The organism is Mycobacterium sp. MAA66, assembly GCF_041261665.1.
GTDB lineage: Bacteria > Actinomycetota > Actinomycetes > Mycobacteriales > Mycobacteriaceae > Mycobacterium.
Genome location: NZ_JBGCCC010000001.1, coordinates 660,106 through 679,575 on the forward strand (window position 1 = coordinate 660,106; position 19,470 = coordinate 679,575).

Genomic DNA, 19,470 nt, shown 5'->3' on the forward strand with positions numbered 1-19,470 from the left:
CCGATGAAGGACAACAGCACGTGCAGACACACGAGATCAGGAAACGATTCCTCGATCATTTCGTGAAAGCGGGCCACACCGAGGTGCCGAGTGCATCGGTGATCCTGGACGATCCGAACTTGTTGTTCGTCAACGCCGGCATGGTGCAGTTCGTGCCCTATTTCCTGGGAGACCGCACCCCGCCGTACAACACGGCGACCAGCGTGCAGAAGTGCATTCGAACCCCGGACATCGACGAGGTGGGCATCACCACCCGGCACAACACCTTCTTCCAGATGGCCGGCAACTTCTCGTTCGGCGACTACTTCAAAAAGGGCGCCATCGAGCTGGCCTGGAGCCTGCTGACCAACTCGGTGTCCGAGGGCGGCTACGGCTTTGACCCGGAAAAGCTCTGGGCCACCGTCTATCTGGATGACGACGAGGCCATCGCCTTATGGCAGGAAGTGGCCGGACTGCCGCTCGAGCGCATCCAGCGCCGCGGCAAGGCCGACAACTACTGGTCCATGGGCATCCCGGGACCATGCGGCCCGTGCTCGGAGATCTACTACGACCGCGGACCCGAGTACGGCATCGAAGGCGGCCCGGAAGCCAACGAGGACCGCTACATCGAAATCTGGAACCTCGTGTTCATGCAGAACGAGCGTGGCGAGGGCACCAGCAAGACCGATTTCGAGATCCTCGGTCCGCTGCCGCGGCAGAACATCGACACCGGCATGGGGGTCGAGCGCATCGCCTGCCTGCTGCAGGACGTGGACAACGTCTACGAGACCGACCTGGTCCGCCCGGTGATCGACCTGGTGGCCGGGATCGCACCGCGCGGATACGGCGCCGGGAATCACACCGACGACGTGCGCTACCGCGTCATCGCCGACCACAGCCGCACCGCGGCGATCATCATCGGCGACGGCGTCAGCCCGGGTAACGAGGGCCGCGGCTATGTGCTGCGCCGGCTGTTGCGCCGCATCATCCGCGCGGCCAAGCTGCTCGGCGTGGAGCGGCCGATCATGGCCGAACTGATGGCCACCGTGCGCGACGAGATGGGCCCGTCGTACCCGGAGCTGGTGACGGACTTCGAACGGATCAACCGCATCGCCGTCGCCGAGGAGACCGCCTTCAACCGAACCCTGGTGTCGGGCTCGCGGTTGTTCGAGGAAGCTGCCGCGGCCACGCGCGCCGCCGGGTCCACCGTGGTGTCCGGCAGTGACGCGTTCACCCTGCACGACACTTACGGCTTCCCGGTCGAACTGACCTTGGAGATGGCCGCCGAGGCCGGCCTGTCGGTCGACGAAGAGGGCTTCCGCGGGTTGATGACCGAGCAGCGGCAGCGGGCCAAGGCCGACGCCGCAGCACGCAAGCACGCGCATGCCGACCTGTCCGCCTACCGCGACCTGGTCGACGCCGGGCCCACCGAGTTCACGGGTTTCGACGAATTGACTTCCGAGGCAAGGATTCTCGGTATCTTCGTGGACGGCAAGCGGGTTCCGGTGGTGACCCACGGCTCAGATACCGGGACTGTCGAACTGGTGCTGGACCGCACCCCGCTGTACGCCGAGTCCGGTGGTCAGATCGCCGATATCGGCTCCATCGCGGGCACGGGTGGCTCGGCCGCCGCCAAGGCGGCCGTGACCGATGTGCAGAAGATCGCCAAGACGCTGTGGGTGCACACGGTCAACGTCCAGGCCGGTGAGTTCGTCGAGGGCGACACCATCGTGGCCGCTGTCGATCCGAGCTGGCGTCGCGGCGCCACCCAGGGGCACTCCGGCACCCACATGGTGCATGCCGCTTTGCGACAGGTGTTGGGCCCCAACGCCGTGCAGGCGGGTTCGCTGAACCGCCCGGGTTATCTGCGGTTCGACTTCAACTGGCAGGGTTCGCTGTCCGAAGACCAGCGAACCGAGATCGAAGAGGTTGCGAACGAGGCCGTGCAGGCCGACTTTGCGGTCAACACCTTCAACACCAGCTTGGACAAAGCGAAGTCGATGGGCGCCATGGCGCTGTTCGGCGAGGCATACCCCGACGAGGTGCGAGTGGTCGAGATCGGCGGACCGTTCTCGCTGGAGCTCTGCGGTGGTACCCACGTGCAGCGTTCCGCGCAGATCGGCCCGGTCACCATCCTGGGTGAGTCGTCGGTCGGCTCGGGCGTGCGACGGGTCGAGGCCTACGTCGGCCTGGAGTCGTTCCGCCATCTGGCCAAGGAACGCGCACTGATGGCGGGCCTGGCGTCCTCGCTGAAGGTGCCGTCGGAGGAAGTGCCGGCTCGGGTGGCCACGCTGGTCGACAAGCTGAAGGCTGCCGAGAAGGAACTGGACAAGGTACGACTGGCCGGCGCCAAGGCCGCCGCCGCCAACGCTGCGGCGGGGGCAGAAGTGGTCGGCAAGGTCCGTCTGGTTGCCCAGCGGATGGCCGGCGGCTTCTCCGGAGGTGACCTGCGCAGCTTGGTCGGCGACATCAAGGGCAAGCTCGGCTCGGAGCCTGCGGTGATCGCGTTGATCGCCGAGGGTGAAGGTGATTCGGTGCCGTACGTGGTGGCGGTCAATGCCGCCGCGCAAGACCTCGGCCTGAAGGCCAACGAACTGGTTCAGCGGCTGGGTGCGGCCGTAGGCGGCCGCGGTGGTGGAAAAGCAGATCTGGCACAGGGCTCCGGTAAAGGGGCCGCGGGTATTGACGCGGGTCTGGCCGCGCTACGCGCCGAACTGGGCCGGAGCTAGTTTTCGTGTCACCTGCCGACTCATCCCGTCGCTGTGCTCGTCCTGAAGACGACCGCATGCCTGATCGCCCGGGTGTCGACGACCCTGGACGTGGTCGGCGGCTGGGCATCGACGTCGGAACGGTGCGGATCGGTGTCGCCGTATGCGACCCGGACGGCATTCTGGCCACCCCGCTGGAGACGGTACGGCGCGACAAGACCAACAAACATCTGGGCCGACTGGTGAAACTCGTCGGGGAGCAGGACGCCGTCGAGATCATCGTCGGACTGCCCCGCACGTTGAAGGACAAGTCCAGTAGCTCGGCACGGGATGCGGTCGAGCTGGCGGACGCACTGGCGGCCCGGCTGGCCACCGTCCCGGTGCGGATGGCTGATGAACGGCTCACCACGGTCAGCGCGCAACGGTCGCTGCGTGAGGCCGGGGTGCGGGCCAAGGGGCAGCGTCAGATGATCGATCAGGTTGCAGCCGTCGGCATATTGCAGACCTGGCTGGATCAGCGCCGGTCGGCGTTGGCGGCGCCGGCCGACGGCGAGGCCGACGAGTGACGCGGCGCGAGGAGATCGACCCCGACGCCGTCGACGAAGACTGGGGTGCCACGCGTACCAAGCCAGAGTCGGTGGGCTCACCGCGACGCAGCATGAGCCGCGCCCAACGGCTGCGCGCCGAGCGCAACCGAAAGAAGCGGAAGATGTTCAGCCGGTTCGCACTCGGTGTGCTGATTCTGGTGGTCGTCGGTGCGGTGTTCCTCGGATCCACGTTGTGGCACAAGGTTTTCGGCCCCGGCAATGATTTCTCCGGTGGCGGTGTCTCCGATTTGGTGATCGAGGTGCACAACGGTGACTCGACCACGGCGATCGGCCAGCTGTTGCACGACCATGACGTGGTCGCCACGGTCAAGGCATTCGTCGATGCGGCTGAAGGCAATTCGGCCATGTCGGAGATCCAGCCCGGCTTCTACAAGGTCCGGACCGAGATTCCCGCCGCGGACGCCGTCGCACGCCTGACCGACAAGAACAATCGGGTGGGCCGACTGGTCATCCCGGAGGGCCTTCAGCTCGACGACACCACCGACGTCAAGACCAACAAGGTCAGCCCGGGGATATTCAGCCTGATTTCGCAGGCCAGCTGTGTAGATCTCGACGGTAAGAACAAGTGTGTCGGTGCCAGTGATCTGCGCCAGGCAGCCGGTTCGCTGGATCTGAACGTGCTGGGCATTCCCGGGTGGGCGTTGCCGGCGGTCAAGGCGATGGGCACCGATCACCGTCGCTTGGAAGGGCTTATCGCCCCGGGCACCTGGAACGTCGACCCGTCGGGAACGCCTGAGACCATCCTGGCGGGCCTGATCGGTGTCAGTGCCCTGCAGTACGAGCAGTGGGGCCTGTTGGGTGCCGCCCGCGGTGCCGGACTGGACCCGTACCAGGTGCTGGTGGTGGCCTCGTTGGCGCAGAAAGAGTCCCAGCCACAGGATTTCGCGAAGGTGGCCCGGGTTATCGACAACCGGTTGGCCACCGCGGATCACCGGGAGTTGCAGTTCGATTCGACGGTGAATTACCCGCTCGATCGCAAAGAGGTCGCCACCACCGATATCGACCGCGCCCGTGTGACGCCATGGAACACCTATGCGCGGGACGGACTTCCGGCAACCCCGATCTGCTCGCCCGGAGAACCCGCGCTGACTGCCGCGCTGAACCCTGCTCCGGGCGACTGGCTGTACTTCGTGACCATCGACAAGCAAGGCACCACGCTGTTCACCCGCGACTATCAGCAGCACCTGGCCAACATCGAGCTCGCCAAACACAACGGCGTGCTCGACAGCTCCCGATGATGCCGCGCAAAGCTGCGGTGCTGGGTTCGCCGATCGCGCATTCGCGCTCCCCGCAATTGCACCTGGCGGCCTATCGGGCCCTCGGACTGACCGACTGGACCTATGAGCGCATCGAGTGCACTGAGGACCAATTGCCTTCCCTGGTGGCCGGTTTGGGCCCGGACTGGGTTGGTGTCTCGGTCACGATGCCGGGCAAATTCGCCGCGTTACGGTTCGCCACCGAGCGCACCGAGCGGGCCGAACTTGTCGGCTCGGCAAATACCCTGGTGCGTATCGACGGAGGTTGGCGGGCCGACAACACCGATGTCGACGGTGTGATCGGGGCACTGGGTTCGGTCACCGGCCCGGCCGCCGTGCTGGGCTCGGGCGGTACGGCGCCGGCCGCAGTGGTGGCGTTGGCCACGCTGGGGGTTCGTGAGCTGACGATCGTCGCCCGTAATCCGGACAAAGCTGCACCGCTGGTGGCGCTGGGGGAGCGGCTGGGGTTGCGCGTGGGCTGGGCAGCGCTGGGATCGCCGCTGAACAACCCTGGCGCCGTGGTCAATACGCTGCCGGCCGAGGTTGCCGGCGAGATCGCGGACAGCGTCGTGGGCGCGGCGGTGCTGCTCGACGCGATCTACAACCCGTGGCCGACACCGTTGGCCGAGGCGGTATCGGCTGCCGGTGGGCAGGTGATCAGCGGTCTGCAGATGCTGCTGAACCAGGCTTATTCGCAGGTCGAGCAATTCACCGGGATGCCCGCGCCGCGCCAGGCGATGGCCGCGGCGCTGTAGTTCGCGACAGTGAATGTGCTGTCACGCTCGGTGTGATTTGCCGCGGTCCGTTCACACCGGCGAGCCTTAGCCTGAAATACATGGGGGCGGGGTTGGCAGTTGGCGCCTGGATGCTGGCGTTGAGCAGCTACGACCTGCGGCAGCGGCGGCTGCCGAACTGGCTGACCCTCCCGGGCGCCGGGGTGATCCTGCTGGCCGCCTCGCTGACCGGTCGTGGCCTGGATGCGGCGATCGGAGCGGTGGCGCTCGGCGCGATCTATCTGGCGGTGTACCTGATCAATCCGAAGTCCATGGGCGGCGGCGACGTCAAGCTGGCACTCGGATTGGGCGCGCTGACAGGTGCTTTCGGCACCGACGTGTGGGCACTCGCTGCGTTCGGGGCACCACTGCTGACGGCCGCCTATGCGGTCGTCGCCCTGCTGCTGTGGCACGGACGGACGGTGCCACACGGCCCGTCGATGTGTCTGTCGAGCGCGTCGGCCGTGGCACTGGCCGTTGGGTAGCGTGGCCTGCACCATGAGCACCCGCCTCGCCACCGCAGCCGATCTGCCCGCCGTCGCCGAGATCTACGCCCACTATGTCGTGGGCACCGTGGCGTCGTTCGAACTGGATCCGCCGGATGCCGCCGAATGGCAGATGCGCCTCGACAAGGTCGCCGGTGCCGGCCTGCCCTTCCTGGTGGCCGAGCGCGACGGACGGATCGCTGGGTATGCCTACTGCATGCCCTGGAACCCCCGCCCGGCTTATCGCGGCACTGTCGAGGACTCGATCTACCTGGCCCCGTGGGCCACCGGCCAGGGTGTGGGCACCGAACTGCTCGGTGCGCTGCTGGAGGCCTGCGCGACCGGGCAGGTCCGAGAGGTCATCGCGGTGATCGCCGACAGTGGCGATCCGTCGTCGATCGCACTGCACCGCAAGCTGGGTTTCACCGACGCTGGGCGGCTGCGGAACGTCGGTCGCAAGCATGGTCGCGAAATCGACACCGTGCTGCTGCAGCGCAGCCTCGACTGACGGATTACGTCAGGTCAAGGCCCGCGTGGAAAGATGGTGCGCGTGTTGCGATGGACCACAGCAGGTGAATCCCACGGCCGCGCCCTGGTGGCGATGGTCGAAGGCATGGTTGCCGGACTTTCCGTCACGTCGGACGACATCGCCACCCAGCTGCAACGGCGCCGCCTCGGTTACGGCCGCGGCGCTCGGATGAAATTCGAGAAGGACCAGGTCACCCTGTTGGGTGGAGTCCGGCACGGCCTGACTCTCGGCGGCCCGATCGCCATCGAGATCGGCAACACGGAATGGCCCAAATGGGAATCCGTGATGGCCGCCGACCCCGTGGACCCAGCCGAGCTCGATGTCGCCCGCAATGAGCCGCTGACCCGTCCCCGGCCGGGTCACGCCGACTACGCCGGCATGCTCAAGTACGGCTTCGAGGACGCGCGTCCCGTGCTGGAACGCGCCAGCGCCCGCGAGACCGCGGCCCGCGTCGCTGCCGGCACCATTGCCCGCGCCTTCCTCAAGCAAGCGCTCGGCGTCGAGGTCGTTTCGCACGTCATCTCCATCGGGGCCTCGGCGCCTTATGACGGACCGATCCCGCAGCCCCACGACCTCGATGCGATCGACGACAGCCCGGTGCGCGCCTTCGACAAGGCCGCCGAGGAGGCGATGATCGCCGAGATCGAGGCGGCCAAGAAGGACGGTGACACCCTCGGGGGTGTCGTCGAGGTGGTCGTCTCCGGCCTGCCTATCGGCCTGGGGTCGTTCACCAGCGGCGACAACCGGCTGGACAGCCAACTGGCCGCCGCGGTCATGGGCATCCAGGCGATCAAGGGCGTCGAGATCGGCGACGGCTTCCAGACCGCGCGCCGCCGCGGCAGTGCCGCCCACGACGAGATCTACCCCGGGCCGGATGGCATCACCCGGTCCACCAACCGGGCCGGTGGCCTCGAAGGTGGCATGACCAACGGCCAGGCGCTGCGGGTGCGGGCTGCCATGAAGCCCATCTCCACGGTGCCGCGTGCCCTGGCCACCGTCGACATGTCCACCGGTGAAGAAGCCGTCGCCATCCACCAACGTTCCGATGTGTGCGCCGTTCCGGCGGCCGGCGTGGTGGTCGAGGCCATGGTCGCGCTGGTACTGGCGCGCGCCGCGCTGACCAAGTTCGGTGGCGACTCGCTGACCGAGACCCGGACCAATGTGGAGAACTACCTGCGTGCGGTGCGTGAACGCGAACCGCAGATGTCGGGATAAAACGATGGTGCCCAAGGCTGTTCTGATCGGAATGCCCGGTTCGGGCAAGTCGACGATCGGTCGGCGGCTGGCCAAGACATTGCAGGTGCCATTACTGGACACCGATGTGAAGATCGTGGAGACCACTGGACGCACCATCGCCGACATCTTCGCCGAAGGCGAGCCGGTGTTCCGCAAGATCGAGGCCGACGTCGTCCGCGCCGCGCTGGCCGAGCACGACGGCGTGGTGTCGCTGGGCGGCGGTGCGGTGACCACCCCAGAGGTGCGCGATGCCCTGGCCGGTCACACCGTGGTGTATCTGGAAATCAGTGCGGCAGAGGGTATTCGGCGCACCGCCGGTAGTGGTCGGCCGTTGCTGGCCGGCGATGACCCCGGTGCGAAATACCGCGCGTTGATGGCCCAGCGCGCGCCGCTGTTCCGGCAGGTGGCCAGCTTCCGAGTCAACACCAATCGGCGCAACCCTGGCGCCGTGGTCCGGCACATCGTGCACAAGCTCGAGCAGCCGCGCACCGAGGAACAGCCCCGGCGTCGCCGTCGCCCCGCGTGGCGTCGGCTGCCCACGGTCCTGAATCCGGGACCGACGACCGACGCCCCGCCCAGCCCGGCGGCATTGGCCCGCCGAGCCGGAGGCTTGAATGACCGAACTTGTGGAGGCTCGCAATGACTGGAAGTGCTGAACCCGTAACTGTCACCGTCGAGGTAGACCGGCCCTACCCGGTGATCATCGGGACGGGATTGCTCGGCGATCTCGGCCGGGTGCTCGAAGGTCGGCACCGGGTCGCCATCCTGCACCAGCCGGTTCTCACCCAGACCGCTGAAGCCATCCGAAAGTACTTGGCAGACAGCGGAATCGACGCGCACCGTGTTGAAATCCCGGACGCCGAGGCCGGTAAGGAGTTGCCGGTCGTCGGCTTCATCTGGGAAGTGTTGGGGCGCATCGGGATCGACCGCAAGGACGCCATCGTCAGCCTGGGCGGCGGCGCGGCGACCGATGTCGCCGGTTTCGCCGCGGCGACGTGGCTGCGCGGCGTGGACATCGTGCACGTGCCGACCACACTGCTGGGCATGGTCGACGCCGCCGTCGGCGGCAAGACCGGGATCAACACCGACGCGGGTAAGAACCTGGTCGGCGCGTTCCATCAGCCGCTGGCGGTGCTGGTCGACCTGGCGACGCTGGAATCGTTGCCGCGCAACGAGATCATCGCTGGTATGGCCGAGATCGTGAAGGCCGGGTTCATCGCCGATCCGGTGATCCTGGATCTGATCGAGGCCGATCCGCAGGCTGCGCTGGACCCGACCGGGACCGTGCTACCCGAGCTGATCCGCCGCGCGATCGTGGTCAAAGCCGAGGTGGTGGCCGCCGATGAGAAAGAGTCGGCGCTGCGCGAGATCCTCAATTACGGCCACACCTTGGCGCACGCCATCGAGCGCCGCGAGCGCTACCAGTGGCGCCACGGCGCCGCGGTGTCGGTGGGGCTGGTGTTCGCCGCTGAACTGGGCCGCCTTGCCGGCCGCCTCGACGACGACACCGCCGATCGGCATCGCCGGGTGCTCACCGCGCTCGGACTTCCGGTGACCTACGACGCCGACGCGTTCGGTCAGCTGCTGGAGTCGATGGCGGGTGACAAGAAGACCCGCTCGGGTGTACTGCGTTTCGTGGTGCTCGACGGCCTGGCCAAGCCCGGACGGCTGGAAGGGCCAGATCCGTCATTGCTGGCAGCGGCCTACTCGGAGATCGCCAAGGACTGACGCGCACGCAGCGCACAAAAAATCGCGGCCGGTGATACCGACCGCGATTTTTTTGGTGTCCGTTCAGGACTCGGGCTTGGCTTCTTCGATCGCCTCGGTTGCCTCGGCCGGCGCGGCGGGGGCGGCGACGGCCGCGAACACGTCGGTGTCGGCACGGGCGCCGGCGTGGTCGTGTTTGGGGGGCGGCGGTGCGTTGCGGTCGATCAGCCAGCGGCCCAGCGCCACACCACACACGCCCAGGACAAAGGCGATCAGTGCGGTGAATGCCGCGAAGGTGGTGAGCTCGCTCAGCAGTCCGCCCGTGTAGATGGCGTCGTAGAACTGGCTGATGATCCAGCACACCAGCCCGCTGATCACGCCGGCGAACAGTCCGGCCAGCAGCCAGACCATCGCCAGGTCGTCGCGGCGATCGGGGTCAGCTTGGGCCTTCGCGTCCTTCTGTCCGTCGAGCAGACCCCAGACGAAGGTGACGATGCCGAACACCACCAGCAACGAGATGCTGATCCAAAGGGCCTGCTTTTCCCATGCCCCGATCATGGCGCCTTGCAGCAATCGAATGATGACCATCAACGCCGCCAGGACGACTCCGCGCAGCAACCACTTACTCATGGGGGCACAGCCTAGCGAGTAGCGTCACATGTCGTGACGATTTCCCAGCGCAGGGACCGATTGCGTCGCGCCCTGGCGGCGGCCGAGCTCGATGCGATCTTGGTAACAGACCTGGTCAACGTGCGCTACCTGTCCGGATTCACCGGATCGAACGCGGCACTGTTGATTCCCAGTGAGGGGGACAGCGGCGGGCAGACCGTAGTTCTCGCCACCGATGGGCGCTATCGGACCCAGGCCGCCGAGCAGGTGCCCGATGCCCGGATCGTGATCGAGCGGGCCTGCGCGCCCAGCCTGATCCGGGACGCCGTCAGCTCGGGTGTTCGTCGGCTCGGTTTCGAGAGCCACGTGATGACCGTTGACACCTACGCGGCGCTGGTCAAGATCAGCGCCGACACCGAACTGGTGCGAGCCCCCGGCATGGTCGAGGCGCTACGCGAGGTGAAGGACGCCGGCGAGATCGCACTGCTCCGGCTGGCCTGCGAGGCTGCAGACGCCGCGCTGGTCGATCTGGTGGAGGCCGGCGGGTTGCGGCCGGGGCGCACCGAGAAGGAGGTGCGCATCGACCTGGAAGCCCGGATGCTCGATCACGGCGCCGACGGGGTGTCCTTCGAAACCATCGTCGCCACCGGTGCGAATTCGGCGATTCCGCATCATCGGCCCACCGATGCGGTGCTGGCGGCCGGCGATTTCGTGAAGATCGACTTCGGTGCGCTGGTGGGCGGGTATCACTCGGACATGACCCGCACCTTCGTGCTGTCGCCGGTGGCTCAGTGGCAGCGTGACGTCTATGGCCTGGTCGCGACGGCGCAGCTGGCCGGGCGGGAGGCGCTGACGCCGGGCGTCCCGCTGGCCAGCATCGACGCGGCATCGCGGCAGGTCATCACCGATGCGGGGTACGCGGAGAACTTCTCGCACGGGCTCGGGCACGGCGTCGGACTGCAGATCCATGAAGCGCCGGGAATCGGTGCCGCTGCCGCCGGTACACTGCTTGCTGGCTCCGTGGTCACCGTGGAGCCCGGTGTCTACCTCCCTGGCCGAGGCGGCGTCCGAATTGAGGACACGCTGGTCGTGGGCAGCGACAAGACACCCACACCCGAGTTACTTACCCGGTTCCCCAAAGAACTGGCGATCCTGTAGAGCACAGAGAACTAGGAGCAGTACCAACCGTGGCATCGACCGCCGACTTCAAGAATGGCCTTGTCCTGAACATCGATGGCCAGTTGTGGCAGATCGTCGAGTTCCAGCACGTCAAGCCCGGCAAGGGCCCGGCCTTCGTGCGCACCAAGCTCAAGAACGTGCTGACGGGCAAGGTCCTGGACAAGACCTTCAACGCCGGCGTGAAGGTGGAGACCGCGACTGTCGACCGGCGGGACGCCACCTACCTGTACCGCGACGGCAGCGACTTCGTCTTCATGGACTCCGAGGACTTCGAGCAGCACCCGCTGACTGAGGCCCTGGTCGGGGACGCGGCCGGCTTCCTGCTGGAAAACTTGGGCGTGCAGATCGCGTTCCACAACGGCGCAGCGCTGTACCTCGAGCTGCCGGTCAGCATCGAGATCGTCGTCGCCCACACCGAGCCGGGCCTGCAGGGGGACCGGTCCAACGCCGGCACCAAGCCGGCCACCCTGGAGACCGGCGCCGAGATCCAGGTGCCGTTGTTCATCAACACCGGGGACAAGCTGAAGGTGGACACCCGCGACAGTAGCTACATCAGTCGCGTCAATGCCTGACCTGGGCGACGGAGCGACGGGAATGCCTGACCTGGGCGAGCGGAGCGACGGGAATGCCTGACCTGGGCGAGCGGAGCGACGGGAATGCCTGATCGTCGTTCCGACAAAGGCCGGCACCAGGCGCGCAAGCGTGCCGTCGACCTGCTTTTCGAGGCGGAGGCCCGGGGAATCACCCCGGCCGAGGCAGCCTCGCTGCGTAACACGCTGTCTCAGGGCGATCCCGAGGTCTCGGCGCTGAACCCGTACACATTGACCGTGGCCAACGGCGTCACCGAGCACACAGCGCACATCGACGACCTAATTGCGGCGCACCTGCAGGGCTGGACGCTGGAGCGGCTGCCCGCGGTGGACCGGGCGATCCTGCGGGTGGCGGTTTGGGAACTGCTGCACGCGACCGATGTCCCGGAGCCGGTGGCCGTCGACGAGGCCGTCGAGCTGGCCAAGTCACTGTCCACCGATGATTCGCCGGGCTTCGTCAACGGTGTGCTCGGTCAGGTGATGCTGGTGACTCCGCAGATCCGGGCCGCCGCTGCAGCTGTGCAGAGCGCGCAAGCATCCGCCTCGGACACCGCTGAACACTAGAAGGCGGGACCGGGGTCGATGAGCGAACCGCAGGACTGGGCGCCCTACTCCAGCGTGGTCGATGCGGCCAAGGTCTACCTGCGCGATCCGGAGCTGGCCCTGGAACAGCTGCGGTCGGTGGTCGAGTTCGGCGCGATCAAGTCGTTCATCATGTCGCGCGGGGTGAACGACGACACCTGGGGCGAGGCGATCTGGCAGGAGGTGGTCCTCACCGACGGCGAACGGCTCATCATGTGGCGAGCTGACGATGATGTCTCCGGTGAGGACGAGCAACAGCGGCGGGTGTTGGACTCGTCGGTGCGCACCATCTTGTTGTCCACCATCACCGACCACATCCTGACCACGCAGTTCGAGGTATTGCCAAGCGGTACACGGAGATTGGCGGAGGTGCGGCTGCGGATGTACACCCAGCTGATCACCCGGAGCCAGCAGAAGTCGGTGGTAGACAGCGATTTCTTCTGTGAATCGTTCCGCTACACCAAGTCGGTCGACGACGGTGGGCTGGCACAGATGCAGCGGCTGCTGCAGTTCGGCCGGGAGCTGTCCCACGCGCTTTAGCCGAATGCGGCTTCGATATCCGTTTGGCCTCCCAAGCGAGTGCTTCATCACGTGTCACCGCGTTCGGCCGGGATTAATCACTGTCCCGGACACCGGGACTCATCGGTGTGTCCTGCGCCACAATGTCGTTACGGTGGGCTGTTATCCGTGCCCGATATTCCGTACCCGAATTTGGGAGGCCGCCCGATGGGAACCGAGCCGAGAATAATTGCTGATGTCGGCGAGGACGGCCTGCATCTGCACGCCTGCATGCTCTGTGAAGCGATGTGCGGCTTGGAGATTCAGGTGTCGGGTGGCCAGGTGGCCAGTATTCGGCCGAACAAGTCCGATCGGTGGAGCGCGGGTCACATCTGCCCGAAGGGTGCGTCGTTGGGCGCCCTGCACCACGACCCCGACCGGATCCGCCGGCCGATGATCAAGATCGACGGCCAGTGGTACGAGGTCGACTGGGGCACCGCGTTCCGCCGCTGCTCCGAACTGCTGGCACCGGTCATCGAGAAGCACGGCATCGGCGCGGTGGCGGCATACACCGGAAATCCACTGGCGCACTCGTTTTCGCTGTCGCGATATGCCGCGATCCTGCTCGGCCTGTCCGGTATGCCGATCACGTATTCGCCGGGCACCATCGACCAGTGGCCGAAGAACCTGTCGTCGCACCTGATGTACGGCAGCTGGTGGGCCTTCCCGACGCCGGATCTGCAGCGCACCGATCTGTTGGTGGTGATGGGTGCCAATCCCGCGGCGTCGCAGGGTTCGCTGCTGGCCGCCCCCGACGTGATGGGCATCATCGGCGGTATTCGTAAGCGCGGCAAGGTGATCGTCATCGACCCGGTCCGTACCGCAACCGCAGCCAAAGCCGATGAGTGGCTGCCGATCACGCCGGGCACCGATGCGGCACTGCTGCTCGGCGTCATCCACACGGTGTTCGACGAGGGGCTGGTCAACCTCGGCTCGCTGGAGCAACACCTCGACGGGGTGTCCGTCTTGCGGCAAGCGGTTGCCGACTGGTCGCCCGAAATAGTCTCTGCCGCAACGGGTATCGACGCACAGCGGATTCGGGGGCTGGCCCGCGAGCTGGCCGGCACGCCGCGTGCGGTCGTCTACGGCCGGATCGGCACCTGCAACCAGGAATTCGGCAGCCTGGCCAGCTGGCTGATCGACGTCGTCAACATCGTCACCGGGCACTTCGATACCCCGGGCGGCGCGATGTTCGCCACCCCTACCGCCTGGACAGTAACCAGCCAGCCGATCCCCGGCCTGGAGGACGGGGCACCGAACTTCGGCCGCTACCGGACCCGGGTTCGCGGGGCCAAAGAAGTGCTCGGCCAGGTACCGGTGTCGTGCATGCTCGAAGAGATCACCACTGCCGGCGAGGGCCAGCTCAAGGCCCTGATCACGGTGGCCGGCAACCCGGTGCTGTCCACCCCCGGCGGTGACAAGCTGGCTGAGGCGCTATCGCAGTTGGACGCGATGATCTCGGTGGACCTGTGGCTGAACGAGACCACCCGGCACGCCGATGTCATCCTGCCCGGTGCCTCGGGGCTCGAGCAGCCGCACTCGGCGGACCTGCTGCTGGGCTCCGCGATCAACAGCTTCGCCCGGTATTCGCCGCCGGTGTTTTTCCGGGAGGACCCGGAGGCGCCCGAGGAGTGGGAAATCTTGATCCGGCTGACCGGGCTGTGCACCGGCACCCCGGCCGAGGACGTCGATGTCGCCGCGCTCGACGACGGCTGGTTCGACTACCTGTGCTTCACCCAGGGCCTGGACGGTGCCGAGATCCGCACGCACTACGACCACGGCGGCCCCGAGCGGATGCTTGACCTGACCTTGCGGACGGCCGCGTTCGGCGACCGGTATGGCGAGCATCCCGACGGCCTGACCCTGGAAAAGCTAAAAGGGCACCCGGACGGCATCAACTACGGCCCGATGGTGCCGCGCGTACCCGAGGTGCTCGGTACCGCCGACAAGAAGATCCGGGTGGCCCCGCAGTATCTGCTCGACGATCTGCCGCGACTGGCTGCGCGGCTCGATCGCGCGCCCGAGGAACTGGTGCTGGTCAGCCGTCGGCACCTACGGTCCAACAACTCCTGGCTGCACAATGTCGGCGCGCTGATGAAGGGCCGTGATCGCTGCACCCTGCTGATGCACAGCTGTGACGCCGTGTCGCGGGGCATTGTCGATGGCGACACCGCGGAGGTGGCCTCGGGCGCGGGAAAGATCGTGGTCCCGGTCGAGGTGACCGACGCGATCAAGCCCGGTGTGGTGTCGATGCCGCACGGTTGGGGGCACGGGCAGCCCGGCACCCGGCTGGGTGTCGCCAATGCGGCACCCGGGGTGAACACCAACATCCTGTCGCTGCCGGACTTCCTCGACGAGCCGTCCGGCAACGGTGCGCTCAACGGCATCCCGGTGACAGTGAGTCGTGCGACCCGCTGACGCCGCGAATGTGCGATCAGATCGCCGATTGCGCAATTTTCGCAATCTCACCGCACGCTCGTGACACCGTGCACGCAGGGAGTTTCGATTCATCGAGATTCCAAGTCGCGGTGCTTTTCGAGGTGGCGCAATAGCCGCCGGTGACCTCGTTTGTACAGGTGAGGGCGGTATCAGGGCGGCGTAATACGGCCGTCGGTCACTCGGTTGATTCGACCCTGCAGACCTGAGGCCTGCGGATACCTACGGTCAACCGCATGCCCTCCTCGGAACCGACCCCGCTGCGCCGGCGTGCCGACCACGCGCGGCAGGTCGCGGACGTGCTGCGTCACCAGATACGCGACGGCGCGTACCGCGACGGGCTGCCCGGTGAGGCAGAGCTGATCGCCGAGTTCTCGGTGTCCCGCAACACCGTGCGCGAGGCCATGGCCCTGCTGAAGGCCGAGGGGCTGATCGACCGCGGGCCGCGCGTCGGCACTCATGTGGCGCAACGGAAGTACGACCACGGGCTCGATGCGCTGGTCGGGCTGAAGGAGACCTTCAAGGACTACGGCGAGGTCCGCAACGAGGTACGGGCCGCAATGACGGTGCAGGCGCCGGTTGCGGTCGCTCGCCGCCTGCAGCTGGACGCCGGTGCGCCCGTGGTCTTCATCGAACGGCTGCGCTATCTGGGCGATCTGCCGTTGAGCCTCGACCTGACCTACCTGGCGCCGGACATCGGCGCGGCGGTGCTCGAACACCCGTTGGAGACCAACGACGTCTTCGCGCTCATAGAACAGGTGACCGGCCACCGGCTGGGATCGGCAACCATTGCGCTGGAAGCGATGTCGGCCGATCCGCATTCGGCCGCCACCCTGCAGCTGCCCGCCGGAGCGCCGGTGTTGATGCTGGAGCGGCTCACCACACTCGACGACGGACGACCCGTCGACCTCGAGTACATCCGAATGCGCGGTGACCGAATCACCATGCGCGGCAACCTGTTGAGGAACCAAATATGACGCTGGTCAACAACCAACGCGCCGATGTGCCGGTCACGATCGATGAATCGCTGTGTATCGAGGGCTGCACCTTGTGCGTGGATGTCTGCCCGCTCGACTCGCTGGCGATCAACCCGGTGAACGGCAAGGCCTACATGCACGTCGACGAATGCTGGTACTGCGGGCCGTGCGCCGTCCGCTGTCCCACCGGTGCCGTCTCCGTCAACATGCCCTATCTCATCCGTTAGGAACGCCATGAAACCCGCCCGGTTCTCTGTCCTGGCCGCCGCAGTCCTGCTGGCCGCCACCGGATGCTCGTTCGAATCGCAGTCCGATGACAGCAATGTCGTCAACGTGGTCGTGGGTTACCAATCCAAGACGATCAACACCGTCACCGCCGGAACATTGTTGCGTGCCCAGGGATACCTGGAACGCCGCTTGGACGACATCACCGCCAAGACCGGCAAGAAGTACCACGTCGAATGGCAGGACTACGACACCGGCGCTCCGATCACCGCGCAGATGGTCGCCGAGAAGATCGACATCGGGTCAATGGGGGACTACCCGCTGCTGATCAACGGCTCCAAGACCCAGGGCAACGAGCGGGCCAAGACCGAGCTGGTGTCGGTCACCGGGTACAACCCCAAGGGTGCGCTGAACATGGTTGTGGTATCGCCGGATTCGCCGGTCCAGAGTCTCACCGAACTGGCCGGACAGAAGGTGTCGGCCAGCGTCGGCTCGGCGGGCCATGGCACCTTGGTCCGGGCACTGGCGAAGGCCGGGATCGATCCGAAGACCGGCGTCGAGGTGCTCAACCAGCAGCCCCAGGTCGGGGCGTCAGCACTGGAATCCGGTCAGGTCAAGGCACTTTCACAATTCGTCGCGTGGCCGGGGCTACTGGTCTTCCAGAACAAGGCCAAGCTGCTCTTCGACGGCGCCGAACTGAATTACCCGACGCTGCACGGCGTGGTGGTTCGCCGGGCCTACGCCGCGGCACACCCCGAGGTGCTCGACGCGTTCCTGCAATCCCAGCTCGACGCCACGAATTTTCAGAACGAATCCCCACTGGACGCGGCGCGCATCGTCGCAGACCGCAGCGGGCTGCCGGCCGAGGTGGTGTACCTGTACAACGGACCGGGTGGCACGTCGTTCGACACCACGCTCAAACCGGAACTGGTCGACGCGCTCAAAGGCGATGTGCCATACCTGAAGTCGATCGGTGACTTCGCCGACCTCGACGTGTCAGGGTTCATTCAGGACGGGCCGCTGCGCAGCGCACTGTCCGCCCGCGGCCGCAACTACAACACCGAAGTGGCGCGCACGGGCAATCCGTCGCCATTGCACGGCACCGATCCGGTGTGCAACATTCCCGTCGACAACCCCGCGCTGGCCAGTGAATTGTGGCTGAACGGTGCCGATTCCACCCAACCCGCGGCCAACCCGACCTGCCTACTCAAAGCGATCCGGGCGGCAACCGCCAAGGGCGCCACCGTGCACGCCGCCTATGTCCCTGACGCCGATCTCGGAACCCGTTGGCTGGCAGACAAATCCGTGTGGGTGCAGCAGGGCGCGGAGTTCGTGCCCTTCGACACCGTCGCGGGTGCCCGCCGTTACCTGACGGCGCACCCCGGGGCAGTTGAGGTCAGCTATCAGCAGGCCCTGGCAGGTGCGGTATGACCACCGTGAACGACGCCCGCGCGGCGATCGCGCCGGCGGTACCCGACCCGGCGGCGGTGCAGCCACCGCGCCGCGCGGGCACCCACTGGCGGAGTCGAATCATTCAGGCCACCTCAGTCGTTGCCGCCGTGGGCATTTGGCAGTTGCTGACCGCCGGTCACGTCCGGTTCTGGTTGCGGTTCGACACCCTGCCCACGGTCACCCAGATCGCATCGGTCTTCGCGCATCGCCTGGGCGCGTCGCAGTATTGGCTGGATCTTGCCCAGTCGCTCATCCGCATCGGCGCCGGATTCGGGATCGCCGCCGTGGTCGGCATCATCACCGGCATCGCACTGGGACGGTCCCGGCTGTTTGCCGACGTCTTCGGCCCGCTGATCGAACTGGCTCGGCCGATCCCGGCGATCGCGATCGTTCCGGTGGCGATCCTGCTGTTTCCGACCGACGAGGCCGGCATCGTATTCATCACTTTCTTGGCTGCCTACTTCCCGATCATGGTCAGCACCCGGCACGCGGTGCGGGCACTGCCGACCCTGTGGGAGGACTCGGTACGCACCCTGGGCGGTGGACGCTGGGATGTGTTGCGGCAGGTGGTCTTTCCGGGTGTGCTGCCCGGCGTGTTCGGTGGATTGTCGGTCGGGATGGGAGTGGCGTGGATCTGCGTGATCTCCGCGGAGATGATCTCCGGCCGGCTCGGCGTCGGTTACCGGACCTGGCAGGCGTACACGGTGCTCGATTACCCGAGCGTGTTCGTCGGCATCATCACCATCGGGGTGTTGGGTTTCACCACCTCGTGGGCGGTGGAGTTGATCGGCCGGCGGGCCACCCGCTGGCTGCCGCGCGGTGAGGAGAACGCGCGATGACCGCGGTGCGTAGTGCCGGATTGGAGCTGGGACTTGATCGGGTTCGCCTGTCCTACACCGGTGTTCCGGTGGTGGATGGTCTGAGCCTGACGGTGCGGCCGGGGGAGATCCTCGTGCTGACCGGCCCGTCCGGTTGCGGGAAGTCGACGATCCTGCGTGCGTTGGCCGGACTGCTCACTCCGGATGCCGGGCAGGTACTGGCCGACGGTGCGCAGGTGACCACCACCTCGCGTGACCGTGGCATGGTTTTCCAGGACAGTGCGCTACTGCCGTGGCGCACCGTGCGCTCCAACATCGAAGTGGCCTTGCAGCTGCGTGGACATCCGCGCGCCGGGCGACGCGAGCGGGCCGACCGCTGGATCGATGAGGTGGGGCTGAGCGGATTCGCCGACTTCCTGCCGAAGAGCCTGTCCGGCGGCATGCGCCAGCGCGTGCAGTTGGCGCGCGGGCTGGCCGGTGCGCCGCGGGCGGTGATGATGGACGAGCCGTTCGCCGCGCTGGACGCCAAGACCCGAACGGCCATGCAGCGCTTGCTGATCCAGACCTGGCAGGCCCATCCGACCACCGTCGTGTTCGTCACCCACGACGTCGACGAGGCGTTGGTGCTGGGCGACCGGGTGGCCGTACTCGGCCGGGCCGGCCAACCGTTGCGTGCCCTGCTGGATGTGCCGAATCCCCGTGACACCGATGCCTCCCGCACCGACCTGCGGGCCGAAATCCTTGGAGCACTTCACCAATGACG

The 19,470-nt window shown here is 66.7% G+C and carries 20 protein-coding genes; 19 read left to right on the forward strand and 1 reads right to left on the reverse strand.

The features are described from left to right. Positions 1-20: 20 nt before the first annotated feature. The 9 genes from alaS to aroB all read left to right on the forward strand — a co-directional run bounded on the left by alaS (position 21) and on the right by aroB (position 9,302). Positions 21-2,708 (forward strand): alanine--tRNA ligase, encoded by a 2,688-nt coding sequence (alaS, locus tag ABIA30_RS03295; RefSeq protein WP_370062021.1) that lies wholly within the window; start codon positions 21-23, stop codon positions 2,706-2,708. Between the two features lie 56 nt (positions 2,709-2,764). After that, positions 2,765-3,253 carry a Holliday junction resolvase RuvX gene (gene ruvX / locus ABIA30_RS03300; protein ID WP_370062023.1) on the forward strand — a complete coding sequence of 163 codons (489 nt, stop codon included), beginning with the start codon at positions 2,765-2,767 and terminating at the stop codon, positions 3,251-3,253. Then, positions 3,250-4,533, forward strand: coding sequence for an endolytic transglycosylase MltG (gene mltG / locus ABIA30_RS03305; protein ID WP_370062025.1), 1,284 nt, complete (start codon positions 3,250-3,252; stop codon positions 4,531-4,533). Before ruvX ends, mltG begins: the two co-directional genes overlap by 4 nt. Beyond that, the gene (locus ABIA30_RS03310; RefSeq protein ID WP_370062027.1) at positions 4,530-5,306 is read left to right on the forward strand and encodes a shikimate dehydrogenase; all 777 of its coding nucleotides are present in this window, start codon (positions 4,530-4,532) and stop codon (positions 5,304-5,306) included. Before mltG ends, ABIA30_RS03310 begins: the two co-directional genes overlap by 4 nt. A gap of 80 nt (positions 5,307-5,386) precedes the next feature. Further along, positions 5,387-5,809, forward strand: coding sequence for a prepilin peptidase (locus tag ABIA30_RS03315; protein WP_370062029.1), 423 nt, complete (start codon positions 5,387-5,389; stop codon positions 5,807-5,809). 13 nt (positions 5,810-5,822) lie between these two features. Then, a complete protein-coding gene (locus ABIA30_RS03320) occupies positions 5,823-6,317 on the forward strand; it encodes an N-acetyltransferase family protein (protein ID WP_370062031.1) in 495 nt (164 codons plus the stop codon). A 42-nt stretch (positions 6,318-6,359) separates the two neighbouring features. Continuing rightward, positions 6,360-7,553: a chorismate synthase gene (gene aroC / locus ABIA30_RS03325; protein WP_370062033.1), complete on the forward strand. Its 1,194-nt coding sequence runs from the start codon at positions 6,360-6,362 to the stop codon at positions 7,551-7,553. A 4-nt stretch (positions 7,554-7,557) separates the two neighbouring features. After that, positions 7,558-8,217, forward strand: a complete 660-nt coding sequence (locus tag ABIA30_RS03330; RefSeq protein ID WP_370062035.1) for a shikimate kinase — start codon at positions 7,558-7,560, stop codon at positions 8,215-8,217. Then, the gene (aroB, locus tag ABIA30_RS03335; protein WP_370062037.1) at positions 8,214-9,302 is read left to right on the forward strand and encodes a 3-dehydroquinate synthase; all 1,089 of its coding nucleotides are present in this window, start codon (positions 8,214-8,216) and stop codon (positions 9,300-9,302) included. The genes ABIA30_RS03330 and aroB overlap by 4 nt, the downstream gene beginning before the upstream one ends. Positions 9,303-9,365: 63 nt before the next feature. Here aroB and ABIA30_RS03340 read toward each other — a convergent pair whose 3' ends face one another. Next, on the reverse strand, positions 9,366-9,911 hold the full coding sequence (locus ABIA30_RS03340; RefSeq protein ID WP_370062039.1) for a B-4DMT family transporter: 546 nt from the start codon (positions 9,909-9,911) through the stop codon (positions 9,366-9,368). A 33-nt stretch (positions 9,912-9,944) separates the two neighbouring features. On the opposite strand from ABIA30_RS03340, the gene ABIA30_RS03345 reads away from it, so the two are divergent. The 10 genes from ABIA30_RS03345 to ABIA30_RS03390 all read left to right on the forward strand — a co-directional run bounded on the left by ABIA30_RS03345 (position 9,945) and on the right by ABIA30_RS03390 (position 19,468). Beyond that, complete coding sequence (locus tag ABIA30_RS03345; RefSeq protein WP_370062041.1) at positions 9,945-11,048, forward strand: M24 family metallopeptidase; 1,104 nt, start codon at positions 9,945-9,947, stop codon at positions 11,046-11,048. Between the two features lie 29 nt (positions 11,049-11,077). Continuing rightward, complete coding sequence (gene efp, locus ABIA30_RS03350) at positions 11,078-11,641, forward strand: elongation factor P (protein ID WP_370062043.1); 564 nt, start codon at positions 11,078-11,080, stop codon at positions 11,639-11,641. An 84-nt stretch (positions 11,642-11,725) separates the two neighbouring features. Beyond that, positions 11,726-12,223 carry a transcription antitermination factor NusB gene (gene nusB, locus ABIA30_RS03355; RefSeq protein WP_370062045.1) on the forward strand — a complete coding sequence of 166 codons (498 nt, stop codon included), beginning with the start codon at positions 11,726-11,728 and terminating at the stop codon, positions 12,221-12,223. Positions 12,224-12,241: 18 nt separating this feature from the next. Beyond that, complete coding sequence (locus ABIA30_RS03360) at positions 12,242-12,781, forward strand: hypothetical protein (protein WP_370062047.1); 540 nt, start codon at positions 12,242-12,244, stop codon at positions 12,779-12,781. 186 nt (positions 12,782-12,967) lie between these two features. Then, entirely contained in the window at positions 12,968-15,217 is a 2,250-nt protein-coding gene (locus tag ABIA30_RS03365) for a molybdopterin-dependent oxidoreductase (protein WP_370062049.1), read from the forward strand. A 254-nt stretch (positions 15,218-15,471) separates the two neighbouring features. Then, the gene (locus ABIA30_RS03370; RefSeq protein ID WP_370062051.1) at positions 15,472-16,212 is read left to right on the forward strand and encodes a GntR family transcriptional regulator; all 741 of its coding nucleotides are present in this window, start codon (positions 15,472-15,474) and stop codon (positions 16,210-16,212) included. Then, positions 16,209-16,439, forward strand: a complete 231-nt coding sequence (locus ABIA30_RS03375; RefSeq protein WP_370062053.1) for a ferredoxin family protein — start codon at positions 16,209-16,211, stop codon at positions 16,437-16,439. Before ABIA30_RS03370 ends, ABIA30_RS03375 begins: the two co-directional genes overlap by 4 nt. Positions 16,440-16,446: 7 nt before the next feature. Further along, entirely contained in the window at positions 16,447-17,868 is a 1,422-nt protein-coding gene (locus ABIA30_RS03380; protein ID WP_370062055.1) for an ABC transporter substrate-binding protein, read from the forward strand. Then, positions 17,865-18,728, forward strand: coding sequence for an ABC transporter permease (locus ABIA30_RS03385; protein WP_370062057.1), 864 nt, complete (start codon positions 17,865-17,867; stop codon positions 18,726-18,728). The genes ABIA30_RS03380 and ABIA30_RS03385 overlap by 4 nt, the downstream gene beginning before the upstream one ends. Next, positions 18,725-19,468 (forward strand): ABC transporter ATP-binding protein, encoded by a 744-nt coding sequence (locus tag ABIA30_RS03390; protein WP_370062059.1) that lies wholly within the window; start codon positions 18,725-18,727, stop codon positions 19,466-19,468. Before ABIA30_RS03385 ends, ABIA30_RS03390 begins: the two co-directional genes overlap by 4 nt. The last annotated feature ends 2 nt before the right edge of the window (positions 19,469-19,470 follow it).

Bases quoted from the DNA above. Each gene is read 5' to 3' on its own strand.
- ruvX (WP_370062023.1), top strand. From the start codon at position 2,765: ATGCCTGATCGCCCGGGTGTCGACGACCCTGGACGTGGTCGGCGGCTG.
- ABIA30_RS03310 (WP_370062027.1), top strand. From the start codon at position 4,530: ATGATGCCGCGCAAAGCTGCGGTGCTGGGTTCGCCGATCGCGCATTCG.
- ABIA30_RS03315 (WP_370062029.1), top strand. From the start codon at position 5,387: ATGGGGGCGGGGTTGGCAGTTGGCGCCTGGATGCTGGCGTTGAGCAGC.
- ABIA30_RS03320 (WP_370062031.1), top strand. From the start codon at position 5,823: ATGAGCACCCGCCTCGCCACCGCAGCCGATCTGCCCGCCGTCGCCGAG.
- ABIA30_RS03330 (WP_370062035.1), top strand. From the start codon at position 7,558: ATGGTGCCCAAGGCTGTTCTGATCGGAATGCCCGGTTCGGGCAAGTCG.
- aroB (WP_370062037.1), top strand. From the start codon at position 8,214: ATGACTGGAAGTGCTGAACCCGTAACTGTCACCGTCGAGGTAGACCGG.
- ABIA30_RS03340 (WP_370062039.1), bottom strand. From the start codon at position 9,911: ATGAGTAAGTGGTTGCTGCGCGGAGTCGTCCTGGCGGCGTTGATGGTC.
- nusB (WP_370062045.1), top strand. From the start codon at position 11,726: ATGCCTGATCGTCGTTCCGACAAAGGCCGGCACCAGGCGCGCAAGCGT.
- ABIA30_RS03360 (WP_370062047.1), top strand. From the start codon at position 12,242: ATGAGCGAACCGCAGGACTGGGCGCCCTACTCCAGCGTGGTCGATGCG.
- ABIA30_RS03365 (WP_370062049.1), top strand. From the start codon at position 12,968: ATGGGAACCGAGCCGAGAATAATTGCTGATGTCGGCGAGGACGGCCTG.
- ABIA30_RS03370 (WP_370062051.1), top strand. From the start codon at position 15,472: ATGCCCTCCTCGGAACCGACCCCGCTGCGCCGGCGTGCCGACCACGCG.
- ABIA30_RS03375 (WP_370062053.1), top strand. From the start codon at position 16,209: ATGACGCTGGTCAACAACCAACGCGCCGATGTGCCGGTCACGATCGAT.
- ABIA30_RS03380 (WP_370062055.1), top strand. From the start codon at position 16,447: ATGAAACCCGCCCGGTTCTCTGTCCTGGCCGCCGCAGTCCTGCTGGCC.
- ABIA30_RS03385 (WP_370062057.1), top strand. From the start codon at position 17,865: ATGACCACCGTGAACGACGCCCGCGCGGCGATCGCGCCGGCGGTACCC.
- ABIA30_RS03390 (WP_370062059.1), top strand. From the start codon at position 18,725: ATGACCGCGGTGCGTAGTGCCGGATTGGAGCTGGGACTTGATCGGGTT.